14 protein-coding genes are annotated in these 14,657 nt (G+C 62.6%); 6 read left to right on the plus strand and 8 right to left on the minus strand.

The genetic code is table 11. The annotated features are described in order from the left end of the window. Positions 1-82: 82 nt before the first annotated feature. From QYS36_RS00445 to pip, 3 genes are all read right to left on the minus strand, one after another. Positions 83-874, minus strand: a complete 792-nt coding sequence (locus tag QYS36_RS00445; protein WP_308837622.1) for a transporter substrate-binding domain-containing protein — start codon at positions 872-874, stop codon at positions 83-85. A gap of 204 nt (positions 875-1,078) precedes the next feature. Beyond that, entirely contained in the window at positions 1,079-1,516 is a 438-nt protein-coding gene (gene dtd / locus QYS36_RS00450; protein WP_308837623.1) for a D-aminoacyl-tRNA deacylase, read from the minus strand. Next, positions 1,513-2,484 carry a prolyl aminopeptidase gene (gene pip / locus QYS36_RS00455; RefSeq protein ID WP_308837624.1) on the minus strand — a complete coding sequence of 324 codons (972 nt, stop codon included), beginning with the start codon at positions 2,482-2,484 and terminating at the stop codon, positions 1,513-1,515. Before pip ends, dtd begins: the two co-directional genes overlap by 4 nt. A 103-nt stretch (positions 2,485-2,587) precedes the next feature. Here pip and QYS36_RS00460 point away from each other — a divergent pair, with 103 nt between their 5' ends. Continuing rightward, complete coding sequence (locus tag QYS36_RS00460) at positions 2,588-3,022, plus strand: hypothetical protein (RefSeq protein ID WP_308837625.1); 435 nt, start codon at positions 2,588-2,590, stop codon at positions 3,020-3,022. A gap of 189 nt (positions 3,023-3,211) precedes the next feature. Here the strand turns inward: QYS36_RS00460 and QYS36_RS00465 are convergent, their stop codons facing one another. From QYS36_RS00465 to QYS36_RS00485, 5 genes are read right to left on the minus strand one after another with little or no spacing between them, the layout of a single operon-like run. Continuing rightward, complete coding sequence (locus QYS36_RS00465) at positions 3,212-3,775, minus strand: lipocalin family protein (protein WP_308837626.1); 564 nt, start codon at positions 3,773-3,775, stop codon at positions 3,212-3,214. After that, a complete protein-coding gene (gene bamE, locus QYS36_RS00470) occupies positions 3,775-4,029 on the minus strand; it encodes an outer membrane protein assembly factor BamE (RefSeq protein WP_308837627.1) in 255 nt (84 codons plus the stop codon). Before bamE ends, QYS36_RS00465 begins: the two co-directional genes overlap by 1 nt. 44 nt (positions 4,030-4,073) lie before the next feature. Then, on the minus strand, positions 4,074-4,673 hold the full coding sequence (locus tag QYS36_RS00475) for a DUF924 family protein (RefSeq protein ID WP_308837628.1): 600 nt from the start codon (positions 4,671-4,673) through the stop codon (positions 4,074-4,076). Positions 4,674-4,676: 3 nt separating this feature from the next. Next, entirely contained in the window at positions 4,677-5,687 is a 1,011-nt protein-coding gene (locus QYS36_RS00480; RefSeq protein ID WP_308837629.1) for a class 1 fructose-bisphosphatase, read from the minus strand. Positions 5,688-5,722: 35 nt separating this feature from the next. Further along, positions 5,723-7,411: a histidine kinase N-terminal 7TM domain-containing protein gene (locus QYS36_RS00485; protein ID WP_308837630.1), complete on the minus strand. Its 1,689-nt coding sequence runs from the start codon at positions 7,409-7,411 to the stop codon at positions 5,723-5,725. Positions 7,412-7,762: 351 nt separating this feature from the next. On the opposite strand from QYS36_RS00485, the gene QYS36_RS00490 reads away from it, so the two are divergent. From QYS36_RS00490 to QYS36_RS00510, 5 genes are all read left to right on the plus strand, one after another. Continuing rightward, positions 7,763-8,155 carry a YkgJ family cysteine cluster protein gene (locus QYS36_RS00490; RefSeq protein ID WP_308837631.1) on the plus strand — a complete coding sequence of 131 codons (393 nt, stop codon included), beginning with the start codon at positions 7,763-7,765 and terminating at the stop codon, positions 8,153-8,155. 914 nt (positions 8,156-9,069) lie between these two features. After that, positions 9,070-10,380 carry a UDP-glucose/GDP-mannose dehydrogenase family protein gene (locus QYS36_RS00495; RefSeq protein WP_308837632.1) on the plus strand — a complete coding sequence of 437 codons (1,311 nt, stop codon included), beginning with the start codon at positions 9,070-9,072 and terminating at the stop codon, positions 10,378-10,380. Positions 10,381-10,462: 82 nt separating this feature from the next. Then, entirely contained in the window at positions 10,463-11,890 is a 1,428-nt protein-coding gene (locus tag QYS36_RS00500; protein ID WP_308837633.1) for a mannose-1-phosphate guanylyltransferase/mannose-6-phosphate isomerase, read from the plus strand. Positions 11,891-11,965: 75 nt separating this feature from the next. Then, positions 11,966-13,498 carry a glycosyltransferase gene (locus QYS36_RS00505; protein WP_111461090.1) on the plus strand — a complete coding sequence of 511 codons (1,533 nt, stop codon included), beginning with the start codon at positions 11,966-11,968 and terminating at the stop codon, positions 13,496-13,498. Between the two features lie 13 nt (positions 13,499-13,511). Next, entirely contained in the window at positions 13,512-14,654 is a 1,143-nt protein-coding gene (locus QYS36_RS00510) for a PilZ domain-containing protein (protein ID WP_308837634.1), read from the plus strand. Positions 14,655-14,657: the final 3 nt, after the last annotated feature.

Raw genomic sequence — 14,657 nt, forward strand, 5'->3', positions numbered from 1 at the left:
CGAGTGTCTACCCGTTGAGTTGCCAACATGAAGGCGCGCGGACTAGCCGCGCGCCGGGTGTAGCGAAGTGAAGCCGCAGGCTTCACTCCATGTCTTTCAACCAATTGGTGCTCTTGAACCACTTGGCGTGGATCCGATCGTAGGTGCCGTCTTCACGGATCTGGTGCAGCCAGTTGTTGATCCAGTTGAGGCTGTCGTAGTCGCCCTTCTTCAGGCCGAAGGCCAGGGGCTCGAAGGTGAACGGCTGGTCGAGGAATACCAGCTTGCCGGCACCGGCCTTGTTCACCGCCACGACGTTGTACGGGGCGTCGTAGATGAAGGCATCGGCCTTGCCGTTGACCACGTCCATCAGCGCTTCCTGCTCGTTGTCGAAGCCGCTGTACTTGGCCTGGGCGATCAGCTTCTTGGCGACCATCTCGCCGGTGGTGCCGATCTTCGAGGTGATGCGGTAGTCGGCGCTGTTCAGGTCCTTGTAGCTCTTGACCTTGTCAGCCAGCTCCTTGCGGATCAGCAGGGTCTGGCCGACCACGATGAAGGGCTCGGAGAAGTTGATGCGCAGGTTGCGCTCCTGGGTCAGGGTCATGCCCGAGCCGATCATGTCGAACTTGTCGGTCAGCAGTGCCGGGATGATGCCGTCATAGGAGGTGGACACCAGCTCCAGCTTGACGCCCATGGCCTTGGTCATCGCCTTGAGCAGGTCGACTTCGAAGCCGATGATCTCGCCGCGCTTGTTGGTCATCTCGAACGGCATGTAGGTCGGGTCCATACCCACGCGCAGGGTACCGCGCTTGACCGCGTCGTCGATGACGCCAGCCTGGGCGATGCTGGCGAAGGCGCAGACGGATAACAGCAGTGAGGCGACAAGCTTTTTCATTCTTGCTCCTGAAGGCAAACGATTATGGGGGCCGGCTCAGGGGTCATGCACCGGTGCGGTGCGAGCGGCAGGCCCTTCGATAAGGCGGCGCGGCATGCTAACCGTGATCGCCGCCGATGGCGAGAGATACGCGCCAGATCAGCGCCAAACAGCAGCATGCGGCCGCCACTCAGGAGGCAAGAAGCAGGCCAGTGACTGCGCCGATCAGGTTTCCAGCAGAAAGGTCACCGGCCCGTCGTTGACCAGGTGCACCTGCATGTCGGCGCCAAAGCGCCCGCTGGCGACCTGCGGGTGCTGCGCGCGAGCCTGTTCGAGCAGATGATCGAACAGTGCTTCACCCAGGGCGGGTGGCGCGGCGGTGGAAAAACCGGGGCGCAGGCCGCTGCGAGTGTCGGCGGCCAGGGTGAATTGCGAGACCAGCAACAGACCGCCACCGACATCCTTGAGCGACAGGTTCATCTTGCCTGCCGCGTCGCTGAACACCCGGTAGTTGAGCAGCTTGTGCAGCAACTTGGCGCAGCTGGCTTCGCTGTCCTGGGGCTCGACACCAACCAGCACCAACAGGCCCTGGTCGATGGCGCCGACGGTTTCCCCGGCGACATCCACACGGGCACTGGAAACGCGCTGCAGCAGTGCCTTCATGCTTCGTCCGGCGCCAGGTCGAGCAGGCGGTGGGCGATTTCGTCGGCGGCGCGCACCAGTGCATCGGCGATGCCCGGCTCGGCCGCCGAATGGCCGGCCTCGCGGATGATCTGCAGCTCGCTGTTCGGCCATGCCTGGTGCAGCGCCCAGGCGTTGTCCAGCGGGCAGATCGCGTCGTAGCGGCCATGCACGATGATGCCCGGCAGGTGGGCGATCTTCGGCATGTCACGCAGCAGCTGATTCGGCTCCAGGAAGGCGTTGTTGACGAAGTAATGGCACTCGATACGGGCGATCGACAGCGCCCGCAGGCTCTCGGCGAAGCGCTCGACCACCTGGGGGTTGGGCCGCAGCGTGGCGGTGCGCCCTTCCCAGCACGACCAGGCCTTGGCGGCATGCATCTGGGCAATCTGGTCGGCACCGGTCAGGCGCTTGTAGAACGCCTGCATGAGGTCGCCCTGCTCTTCGACCGGAATCGGCGCCAGGTAATCCTGCCAGTAATCCGGGAACAGCCGGCTGGCACCCTCCTGGTAGAACCATTTGAATTCCTGCGGCCGGCACAGGAAGATGCCGCGCAGGATCAGCGCCTGCACGCGATCCGGGTGGGCCTGGGCGTAGGCCAGCGACAGCGTGGAGCCCCAGGAGCCGCCGAACAGCACCCACTTGTCGATGCCCAGGTGCTCACGAATGCGCTCCATGTCGGCGACCAGATCCCAGGTGGTGTTGTTCTCCAGGCTGGCGTGGGGCGTGGAGCGGCCGCAGCCGCGCTGGTCGAAGGTGACGATGCGGTACAGGTTCGGGTCGAAGTAGCGGCGGCTTGCCGCGTCACAGCCCGCGCCGGGGCCACCATGCACGAACAGCACCGGCAGACCATCCGCTGAGCCGCTCTCGTCCACATAAAGGACGTGCGGGGCGTCTACCGCCAACTCATGACGGGCGTACGGCTTGATCTCCGGATACAGCGTCTGCATGGTGCGCTCCTGAGGAAGATTTGAGGTAGGCTCGGGCCGCCCGGACGTTGGTCGGGGCTATTGCACTCGTTCGGGCATCATAACCATGAAAAGGGAATTCGGCATGTCGATACGGAAATTAGCAACACCACTGCTGCTGCTCGGTTTACTGCTGGGCGGCTGCGGCGCCAAGGACGACCCCCAGGCCAGGCTGGAAGCCGCGGTGCAGCAGCTGCAGGACAACCTCGAAGCGAAGAAGACCGCAGCGGTGCTCGACCAGCTGCACAAGGAGTTTCGCGCCCAGCAGGCCAATGATCGCGACTGGGCCAAGCGCACCATGACGCTGCTGTTCCTGCGCCACAACAACGTCAAGGTACTGGCCCTGGGCAAGAGCAGCCGCGTGGATGTGACCTACCGCGACAAGGGCTATACCGACGCCCAGGTGGCGCTCACCGGCGCCGAAGGGCTGATCCCCGACAGCGCCCGGCATTACGCCGTGAAGCTGGAGTGGTGGCAGGACGGCGGCGAATGGAAGCTGGCGCGGCTGGACTGGGAATAGAACCTGGTCGCGGCACTGACCGGAACGCCAATGATGGGTGACGCAGCCTACCGTCAAGGAAGCGGTTGAAACCTAGGGTAGGTGGAGGCGTAAACGGTGTGCGGGAGTCTCTCGATACCCGCCGCCGCACCCCACCCTCTGCGTACAACCCATGTCGCTTGGCTAGGCAGCGCTAGCCATAGCGAGCGATCACTGCGCCGGCTTGGCACCGTCGCGCCAGATCAGCTCACTGGTGTCATAACCCTGGGCGCGGGCCACGGACAGCAGTTCGTCGCGTACTTCATTGGAGATCGTCGGGGTACGCGACAACAGCCACAGGTACTTGCGGTTCGGATGGCCGACCAGGGCGGTCTGGTAGTCGTCGTCCAGATCCAGCACCCAGTACTCGCCCTTGCTTACGCCGGGCAGCAGGCGGCTGAACCAGTTGTCGAAGGTCACCCACAGCTTGTCGGTCTTGCCTTCGACCTGCGGTACGGCGCGCCCCTCGACCTGACTCCACTGGCCGTCGGCCTCGCGGCAACGGTTGGTCACGGCCACGCTGCCGTCATCCTGCAGACGGTAATGCGCCTCGGACTCCACGCAGTTGCGCTGGAAGAACATCGGCAGGCGCGCCACTTCGTACCAGGTGCCCTGGTAGCGCTCGAGGTCAACCGATTCGACGGTCTTCGGTGGCGCCACGCCGGTGCCCGAATTGGCGCAGCCAACCAGCAGCAAGGCGCCCAGGGCCATCAGCGCCAGGGTACGTTTGTTCATCACTTCAATCCTTTTGCAGAAAACATGATCACCTTGTCACCGGCGTACTGGACGCTGATGAAGCTCACCTGATCGCCCCAGGTGCAGCTGGACATGCCCAGCGCGCCGGAGCATTCGCTTGGCTTGCCGAGCAGATCCTCGACCTCGGCCTTGTTCATGCCCGAATAGAGCTTGGCATAGTTTTCCTGGTTGACCTTGCCGCAGGCGGCCAGAAGGACACAACCTGCCAGTAGCGCGAGAGAGCGCAGGCGCATGGGATATCTCCGTAGTGCAGTGGGGGCCAGATGCCGGTTCGACGTCAGAAGCGTGAGCCCGGTTCCGCGAGAAAGCGCAACTCGTCCGCGCGGCTGGCGCGCCCGAGAATCTCGTTGCGATGGGGGAACCGTCCGAAGCGCTCGATAACCTGCTGATGGCGCTGAGCGTAGTCGAGAAAGCCGGCGAACAGTTGGCGCTCGGCATCGCCGGCAGCTTCGGCGAGTTCCGCGAACAGCTGCACGGCGCGGGCCTGCTGAAGGGGGTTCTCGGCGTGCTCGAGCACCAGATAGATGAACACCCGCTGCAGCGGGGACAACTGACGATCCCAGCCTAACCTGATGCCCTCCTCGACCAAGGCCCGGGCCTGGGCATCGCCAGCGAAGGCCAGCGGCGTGTCGCGGTGGATCATGCGTGGCAGCTGGTCGAGCAACAGCACGTTGGCCAGCCAGCCGCGCGGGTCGGCCGACCACTCCTGCAGTTCGCCAGCCAGCGCCTGTTCGACCAGGGTGCCAAAGCGCGCAAGGGCTTCGGCATCCTGTTCGTCGCGCTTGCCGAACCACAGCCTGTGCTTTTCGGCAGCACGCTGCTCGGCCGACCCCGAAGGGCCGAACCACCAGTCGAGCAGGGGCTGCCAGGGGGCCATCGATCAGCCCTTGTGGTAACCGGTGACGCGTTCGACTTCTTCCTTGGAGCCCAGGAACACCGGCACGCGCTGGTGCAGCGAAGTCGGCTGGATATCCAGGATGCGCTGCACGCCATCGGTGGCGGCACCACCGGCCTGCTCGATGATGAACGACATCGGGTTGGCTTCGTACATCAGGCGCAGCTTGCCAGCCTTGTCCGGCTCGCGGTTGTCACGCGGGTACATGAACAGGCCGCCGCGGGTCAGGATGCGGTGCACGTCGGCGACCATCGAGGCGATCCAGCGCATGTTGTAGTTCTTGCCCAGCGGGCCTTCCTTGCCGGCCAGCAGCTCGTCGACGTAACGCTTGACCGGGGCTTCCCAGTGGCGCTGGTTGGACATGTTGATGGCAAATTCGGCGGTGCTTTCCGGCACGCTGATGTTGTCGTGGGTGAGCACGAAGCTGCCCAGCTCACGGTCCAGGGTGAAGCCCATCACGCCGTTGCCCAGGGTCAGGATCAGCATGGTCTGCGGGCCGTAGATGGCGTAGCCGGCCGCGACCTGCTGGGTGCCTGGCTGCTGGAAGGCTTGCTCATTGAGGCTTTCGTTCTGGCTCAGGTACTCGCTGGGGCAGCGCAGCACCGAGAAGATGGTGCCGACCGAGACGTTGACGTCGATGTTCGACGAACCATCCAGCGGGTCGAATACCAGCAGGTAGGCACCCTTGGGGTACTTGCCGGGGATCTGGTAGGCGTTGTCCATTTCCTCGGAGGCCATGCCGGCCAGGTGGCCGCCCCACTCGTTGGCCTCGAGCAGGATGTCGTTGGAGATCACGTCGAGCTTCTTCTGCACTTCGCCCTGCACGTTCTCGGTGCCCATGCTGCCCAGCACGCCGCCCAGGGCGCCCTTGGAAACGGCATGGCTGATTTCCTTGCATGCACGCGCCACCACTTCGATCAGGAAGCGCAGATCGGCCGGGGTGTTTTGACTACGGGTCTGCTCGATGAGGTAACGGCTCAGGGTAACGCGGGACATGAAGGACTCCGGGAAGGAAGGTAATCGAAAGGAGTTTAACCCTTTCCAGGAACGGGTGCCTCAGCCGCCTGTGGGGTAACGCGCGGCAGCAGGCTGCACACGCGGTTACGTCCGCGACGTTTGGCTTCGTACAAGGCGGCATCGGCAGCCTGCAGCAGATCGTCGAGCGCCGTGCCCTGTTCGGGCCACAGCGCCAGGCCGGCCGAGAGGGTCACGTGGCGCAGGCCACTGCGGGTCTTGAGCGGTTTTTGCGCCAGCCCCTGGCAGATGGCCTCGAGGCGTTCGCGCGCTTCACGGGCATCGGTACCGGGGAGAATCAGCAGGAACTCCTCGCCGCCGATACGAAAGACCGTATCGGAACTGCGCAAGTTCACCAGCAGGTGCTGCGCCACGCTCCTGAGCACGTCATCGCCATCGAGGTGGCCATGCTGATCGTTGAGCCGCTTGAAGTGATCCAGATCGATCAGCGCCAGCGCCAGCGGCACGTTCTCGCGGCGGGCCCGGGCCAGCTCGCGGCCGAACAGCTCGTCCAGGTAGCGGCGGTTGTAGAGCCCGGTCAGCGGGTCGCAGAGGGCCTGCTCGCGCAGCTGCTCGTGCAGGCTGGTGATGGTCCGCAAGCGCTCCTCGCTGAGTGCCAGCGCGTCGGCAAGCTTGAGCTTGGCCATCTGCCGCTGGGTGACGTCGCGCAGGTACAGCAGTTGGCCCAGCACCAGGATGCCGTGGCGGGTCAGCCGCTCGATGGGCCGCATGCGCACTTCGAAGTAGTGGCCGGCGTCGCTGTGGATCAGCAGCGGCTCGCGCAATTCGCCCTGCTCGACCAGTTGCGCCTGCAGGTCGCTGCCGAAGCCCGGCCAGTCCTTCAGCCGGCGCCCCTGCCAGTCAGCAGCGAGCTCGCCCAGCTTGAGGGCCGCCTGGTTGGCCTCGATCACCCGCCACTGGGTGTCGACCACCATGACCGGGTCGGGCAGCGAATCGAGCAGCAAATGGCGGGCGACCGGAACCAGGTCGAACAGCCGCACGCCGAGGATCAGCCAGGAAAACGCCGCCAGGGTAAACACGAAACTGAACGGCGTCGGGTCGACGCCAAACACCACGTAGCCAAAGCCCACGTAGGCGATGTTGGCCGACCAGGGCACCGCGGTGACCAGCACGAATGCCAGGTAATGGCGCCGGTGCACGCCATGGCTGATCAAGGCAGCGCGCAGCACCACACCGAGGCTGAAGGTCATGAACAGGTACACGTACACCGCCGTGGCGTAGAACAGCGGCCCGTGATCGTAGTAGACCGGCGCCCCCGGCTCGGCGGACACCGGCCCGGTGGCCGCGCCATAGAACAGGCCGTGCCACGGGTTGCTCAGCACCACCAGCCAGATCAGCAGCGGCATGAGGATCATGCCCAGCATCGAGCGCCTGCCCAGCGGCTTGCGCACGCTGCTCACGTACTGCCAGAGGAACACCGCCCAGAAGGTCGGCACGCTGATGATGCCCGGCCACGCCATGGTGGCCCAGAGCATCTTGCACGCCGGCGCCACGGAGGCGACCTCGAGGCCGGCCATGGCCATCCACCACATGCTCGCCAGGTGCATCAGGATGAAGGTGTCGCGCCCCGGAAAATCGCGCTGGTTGATCACCCAGCGGGCCAGCACCACGCCGCCCACGCAAACCACCACGGTCAGCAGCACGGCGAAATCCAGCTGCCAGGCGTTGACCAGGCACGCGTTCACGCTGCCACCCTGCCCGCCCGCAGGCGAGATACGGCCAGGCACGTTGCGAGGCAACGCGAGGGAGAGGCAAACAAGGCGGATGCATCCATTGCAACAGGCTCAGGAAAGAGGCCAGGGCTGGGCGCCTGGCGGCCTAGCGTCAACCGAGCCGCGAGCCACTGGAGGCGTGCAGACAGGCAGGGCAACAATTTTCGCCGCTACGATACTGCAATTCATCACATTTTCAGCAGGTTTTTATTGCTTCATCGCCGCCGCTGCGCGTACAGCGCAACGCCAGCCGGCGGATAGCCGTTCACAATTCTCGCAAGATCGCTATGATCGCGCGCCGCCCACCACGCGAAACCCTCCGAGATGAAAAGCAACCTGATCGCCGCCGCGGAAATAGACCGCCTCGATACCTGGGCGCGCTACACCGCCGATATGTGCCACAGCTGCATTTCCAGCTGCTGTCAGTTGCCGGTCGAGGTGCGCCTCAACGACCTGATCCGCATTGGCGTGGTCGATGAATTCGAGCGCGGCGAGCCGCCCAGAAACATCGCCAGGCGCCTGCAGAAGGATGGCTTGGTCGAGCGCTTCAACCAGAAGTCAGGGATCTTCACCCTGACGCGCATGAGCAACAACGACTGCTATTACCTGGATCGCAAGACCCGCCTGTGCACCATCTATGAGCGCCGCCCGGACACCTGCCGCAACCACCCGAAGATCGGCCCGCGCCCCGGCTACTGTGCCTGGCGGCCCAAGTAGGGCCTTGACGCCTGCCGACAGGCCGCCTGCGCCAGACCGTGCCTCGCCCGCTCTTCATTGGCCCGCACCGCCACCGGGCGGACTCACGGGCCCCTCCTCCGTTATCAGCACGCCGCTCATCGCCAACGCCTGATTGCCGACCAACCATCGCCCGCGTGGCGAAGCGGCCTGACGGCGTGCGCGGCAATCCCATGAGCAGTTGCATTCGCCAGCCAGGCGGACGCGACCGCTTATCGTGCAGCCCCCCCTCAACGGACGGGTTGCAGCCTGGTCGCCCAGCCAACTGCACCGCAATGGCTGCCAGAGGCACTCCGGCGTGGAAAACAAGCCATAACGCCAACGCAGTGATTTCGCCCTCGCCGTTGCGCAGGCGCGCCAATCTGAAATACGCCATTAAAACAGCGTAAATCTGGCGCCAGAAAAAAACGGACCGTTCCATTGGCGCTCTACGCCTAGGCAACGCCGTCTAGGACGCGGGGCATAAAAAAGCCATGCCCATAAACAATGGAAAACGCCCAGAGCGCCGGGGCGCCGCCTGCCCGAAGTGGATAACAGAAAATTAAGAGGCACTTAAATAAAGTTAGGAAAAACAGGCTTTAAATCTCAAAAACAGCAAAAAGACGGAAATAATAAAAAACCAATAACAGGCAATCGGTTTTTTGACGCCACAACTATGGCATTTATAAGCCATTGATTTATATCAATAAAAAAAATAACGAAAGTTAAGTGGCACTTTGCCAAAACTTTCTCTTGAAGCAAAAAAAAATCTCTCCTAAGATCGCCGCCAGCTCAACCCCAGACCATTAATTTGCAAACTAACCAGCCCTCGCCATGCGCTTAATTAGCGCAGCGATAGTCTGTGGCTTTGCCTAAAACAACCGCTACGCCTATCAAGAGTTATCAGGGAAACAACTATGAGAATCAGCATTTTTGGTCTGGGCTATGTAGGGGCGGTATGCGCCGGTTGTCTATCGGCACGCGGTCACCAGGTGATCGGCGTCGACGTATCGCAAGACAAGATCGACATGATCAACCAGGGCAAATCACCGATCGTCGAGCCTGGCCTGGCGGCGCTTCTGGACAGGGGCGTGAGCAGCGGCCTGCTGAGAGGCACCACCAACGTCAGTGAAGCGGTAGCGGACAGCGAGCTCTCGTTCATCGCGGTGGGCACGCCGAGCAAGCGCAACGGTGATCTCGATCTCGCCTACATGGAATCGGTGTGCATGCAGATAGGTGTAGCGCTGCGCGACAAAGCGGATCGCCATACCGTGGTCATTCGCAGCACGGTGTTACCAGGCACGGTAAAGAACGTGGTGATTCCGTTGCTCGAGGCGGCATCCGGCAAAAAAGCCGGTGTCGATTTCGGCGTGGCCACCAACCCGGAGTTCCTGCGCGAAAGTACCGCGATCAAGGATTACGACTTTCCGGCCATGACGGTCATCGGCGAGCTGGATGAACAATCCGGCGAGTTGCTGCAGGCGCTCTACAGCGAACTGGATGCACCGATTATCCGCAAGTCGATCGAAGTCGCGGAGATGATCAAGTACACCTGCAACGTCTGGCACGCCACTAAAGTCAGTTTCGCCAATGAAATCGGCAACATCGCCAAAGCGTGCGGCGTCGATGGCCGCGAAGTCATGGACGTCGTTTGCCAGGACCACAAACTCAACCTGTCGCGTTACTACCTGCGCCCAGGGTTCGCCTTTGGCGGCTCCTGCCTGCCCAAGGACGTGCGCGCGCTGACCTACCGTGCCGGCCAGATGGACGTTGAACACCCGCTCCTGGCCGCCATCATGCCGAGCAACCGCGTTCAGGTGAAACGCGCCTACGACATGATCTCCCACCACGGCAAACGCAAAGTCGGCCTGCTCGGCCTGAGCTTCAAGGCCGGCACCGACGACCTGCGCGAAAGCCCCCTGGTTGAGCTGGCGGAGATGCTGATCGGCAAAGGCTATGACCTGCGCATCTTCGACAGCAACGTCGAATACGCCAGGGTGTTTGGGACCAACAAGGAATACATCGAGTCGAAGATCCCGCATGTTTCCTCGCTGCTCTGCCAGGAGCTCGATGAGGTGGTCGACGAATCCGATGTGCTGATCATCGGCAACGGTGACAAGCGCTTTGCCGAGGCGATGAACAACGCGGGCGACGACAAGCTGTTCATCGACCTGTTCGGCTTCATGGCGCACACGAGCACCGCCACCAGAGAAGGCATCTGCTGGTAAGCAGCCGAGCGCGGGCGCTCGTTCTAGAGCGCCCGCCGACTTCATCGTTGACAGCTGCAATCGCTGCGAGGAAATGCCCCCCATGATTCCCCTGATTTTGTCCGGCGGTAGCGGCTCACGGCTCTGGCCGCTGTCTCGCAAGCTCTACCCCAAGCAGTTCCTGGCCCTGACCGGCAGCGCAACCATGTTCCAGCAAACCCTTCAGCGCCTTGCCCATGAAGGTATCGGCAAGCCGATGATCGTTTGCAACGAAACCCATCGCTTCATCGTCAGCGAGCAACTGGCGGCCATCGATTGCAGTGCGCAGACGATCCTGCTCGAGCCGTTTGGCCGCAACACGGCGCCCGCCGTGGCGATCGCGGCCATGCATCTGCTCGCCGAGGGTCGCGATGAACTGTTGCTGGTGCTGCCGGCCGATCATGTCATCGAGGATCTGGGCACCTTCCATCACGCCCTGGGCGTAGCCCGTGAGGCCGCCGAACGGGGTGAGCTGGTGCTCTTCGGGGTACCCGCCGAACGCCCGGAAACCGGTTTCGGTTACATCAAGGCCGGCGCTGGCAGCAAACAGCTTCCTGCAGGCGTGCTGGATGTCGAGCGCTTCGTTGAAAAGCCTGACCTGGCCACGGCGAACGAATTCGTCGCCAGCGGTGATTACTTCTGGAACAGCGGCATGTTCCTGTTCCGTTGCAGCCGCTACCTGGAAGAGCTGAAACGTCACGACCCGGATATCTACGACACCTGCCAGCTGGCCCTCAGCCAGAGTGAAGTCGACCTGCAGTTCATCCGTATCGATCCCAAGGCATTCGCGTGCTGCCCGGACAACTCCATCGACTACGCGGTGATGGAAAAAGCCCAGCGCACTTGCGTCGTCCCCTTGTCGGCAGGCTGGAATGACCTGGGCTCCTGGTCGGCGATCTGGGATGTGCAAGCCAAGGACGCCAACGGCAACAGCCATACCGGCGACGTCCTGGTGCACGACAGCCACAACTGCCTGGTGCGCAGCGAACACAAGCTGGTCACCCTGGTCGGCCTGGACGACGTGGTGGTGGTGGAAACCAAGGATGCGGTGATGGTCGCCCACAAGGATCGCGTGCAGGACGTCAAGCACCTGGTCAACACCTTGTCGGCCCAGGGCAGGCCCGAAGCGGAGAACCACTGCGAGGTCTATCGGCCCTGGGGCAGCTACGACTCCATCGACAACGGCCACCGTTTCCAGGTCAAGCGCATCATGGTCAAGCCGGGCGCGAGCCTGTCGCTGCAAAAGCATCACCACCGCGCCGAGCACTGGATCGTGGTCACCGGCACCGCGAAAGTCACCTGTGACGACAAGACCTTCCTGCTCTCGGAAAACCAGTCCACCTATATCCCCATCGCCTCGGTACACCGCCTCGCCAACCCCGGGAAGATTCCTCTGGAGGTCATCGAGGTGCAGTCGGGCAGCTATCTGGGCGAGGACGACATCGAGCGTTTCGACGACGTGTACGGGCGCACGGACACCACGCTCAGTTGATAACACCCACATCCAAACCATCGGCTGAACGCCGCATGGCGGTAGAGAGCGGTTTCAATAAAGGGAATACACAACATGCGCAGGTATCTTTCCAGTGCTGTGGATTGGATCGGGACATCGGCGATTTTCGGCAAGCTCTGTGGCTGGGCGTGCCTGTTCGCCCTCATAGCCCTGGCTTCCGAGCTGGTCGCGCCGGAGTACCTCGACCCGGCGCACCAGAAGTTCATCTTCATCATCGGCGCGCTTGGCATGTGGCGCTACGGCAACGCGATCACCCATTACCTGCGGGGCATGTACTTCCTGCACTGGCGCTTTCCCAGAATGCGCAAGGCCGTGGAGCGGATGGGGCCGGCGGCGCTGCCCGATCACATGTTCATGATCGTGACGAGCTTCCGCATTCCGACCCACACCACCTTCAAGGTGTATCAGTCGGTTCTCCAGGAAGTGCAACGCCTGCCCGTGCCCTGCACGATCATCGCGTCGATCGTCGAGAAGGGTGACGAGAACTTCATCAAGGACATCATGCGCCAGGAAATCCACGGCCGTGATGACATCAAGCTGATCATCGTCCGTGCCCGCGGTACCGGCAAACGCGACGGCCTGGCCCATGCGTTCCGCTCGCTGTCGCGGCAGATGCCCCTGGAAAACGCCGTGGTCGGCGTGGTCGATGGCGACACCATGATGTTGCCCGGCTGCGTCGAGCGGGCGGTGAGCCTGTTCGCCTACCTGCCGAGCGTCGGCGGCATCACCACCAACGAGTTCTGCGAGGTGGAAGGCAGCACGCTGATGAAGCAGTGGCACACCATGCGTTTCGTGCAGCGCCATATCAACATGTGCTCGATGGCGCTGTCCCGGCGTGTGCTGACCCTGACCGGGCGCCTGTCGTTCTTCCGCGCCAGCGTGATGACCAACCCGGAGTTCATCAAGGACGTCGAAGCCGACTTCCTCGATCACTGGCGCCTGGGGCGCTTCCAGTTCCTGACCGGCGATGACAAGTCGTCCTGGTTCAGCCTGATGCGCGCCGGCTGGGACACCTTCTACGTACCCGACAGCCACACCCTCACGGTCGAGCATCCACCAGACAACAGCTTCCTGCGCGCGACCCGCCAGCTGATGTATCGCTGGTATGGCAACTCGCTGCGCCAGAACTTCCGCGCCACCACGCTGCTGGGCCTGGATCGGCTCGGGCTGTTCACCATGTACGTGCTGTACGACCAGCGCGTGTCCATGTGGACCTGCCTGATGGGCCTGTCCGCCTCGGTGGTCGCCGGCCTGCTGTTCGGCATCCAGTACCTGCTGCTCTATCTGTTCTGGGTACTGCTGTCGCGCACGCTGGTGACGCTGCTGTTCACCTTCGCCAAGCACCCGGTGTCGCCGATTTATCCGTTCGTTCTTTATTACAACCAGATCATGGGCTCGATCATGAAGGTTTACACCATGTTCCACATGGACCTGCAGAGCTGGACCCGCCAGAAAACCACCCTCAGCAACGGCAGCGTCAACTTTGATGCAGCCCTCAACCGCTGGACCTCGAAAGCGATGCTGCTGTCTTCGCTCGCCATCTTCTTCGGGGCCATTTCGGTTCTGCTCGATTTCACGCAACCTTAAGTAGGCGACTGCCATGAACTCCTCAGTCTCACCCGCCAATGTCGTACACGAAGCCATCGATGAGCGTCAGTACGTGCGCACCAAGATCCCGGCCAGAGTGCTGCTCGATGGCAATGGCCTCAAACAGCTGGAATGTGAAATCCAGGATATCTCTCTGGGCGGTCTGGGGCTCATCTATGACCAGCCACTGACCCTGGGCAGCCTGTTCAATGCCTCGATCAAGCTCAAGCTGAACAAGATCGACCTGAACATCGATGCCAAGGTGAAGATCGTGTCGCAACGCGGCCATGAAGTGGGCGCCGAGTTCATCGAGCTCGATCGCCAGAAGCGCGACATCCTGCGCTACATCATCAGCGCCTACATGTCCGGCGAAATTGCCGACATCAACGGCCTGTTCAACGTGATGCAGCGCGAGAACTACATCAAGGAGCGCAAGCAGAAGCACAGCAGCTCGCGCAGCGCCGGCGATCGCTTCAAGGCGGTGCTCGGCACCCTGCTGTTCCTGGCCCTCGGCCTGGCGGCAGTGGGGCTGATCGCCTACAAGAGCTACCTGCTGTTCTTCCGCGTGCAAGCGGCCCAGGCCATCGTCAGCGCCAATGCCTACGTGGTGGCCATGCCCGACAACGGCTACGTGAAATACCTGCTGGCGCCCGACCAGGCCCAGGTCAAGGTTGGCGAGCCGGTGGCCAGCGTCTCCAGCCAACTGGCGGCGACCTTCACCACACCATCCGACATCCAGGCCCTGGCCAACCTGTCGCAGACCGACCTGCAATTGCTGATGGGGCGTGCCCTGATCGAAACCGTGATCGCCAGCCCCTGCGATTGCGAGGTGTTCTTCCCAGGCCAGAAGCTCGACGGCTACGCCTACAAATATGCGCCGCTGATGCACCTGTTGCCGCGCGACGAGTCGCTGTTCGTCAAGGCGACGATTCCCTTCGACCAACTGGACAAGATGTCGCGCGTCGACTCGGTACGCATGCAGGTGCTGGGCATCGAGGAGCCGATCAATGGCAGCGTCGTATCGAGCAGCGTCGATGAGCAGAATCAAACCCTGATACTGACCATCAAGCCAGACCGCGAGCTGCCTCGCGATGCTTATCAGAAGCCGGTATCCGTGGACCTGTTCCTCGGCCTGCCAATGATCGCGCAGTTCTAAGGG

It is taken from the genome of Pseudomonas sp. G34, assembly GCF_031119625.1.
Lineage (GTDB): Bacteria > Pseudomonadota > Gammaproteobacteria > Pseudomonadales > Pseudomonadaceae > Aquipseudomonas.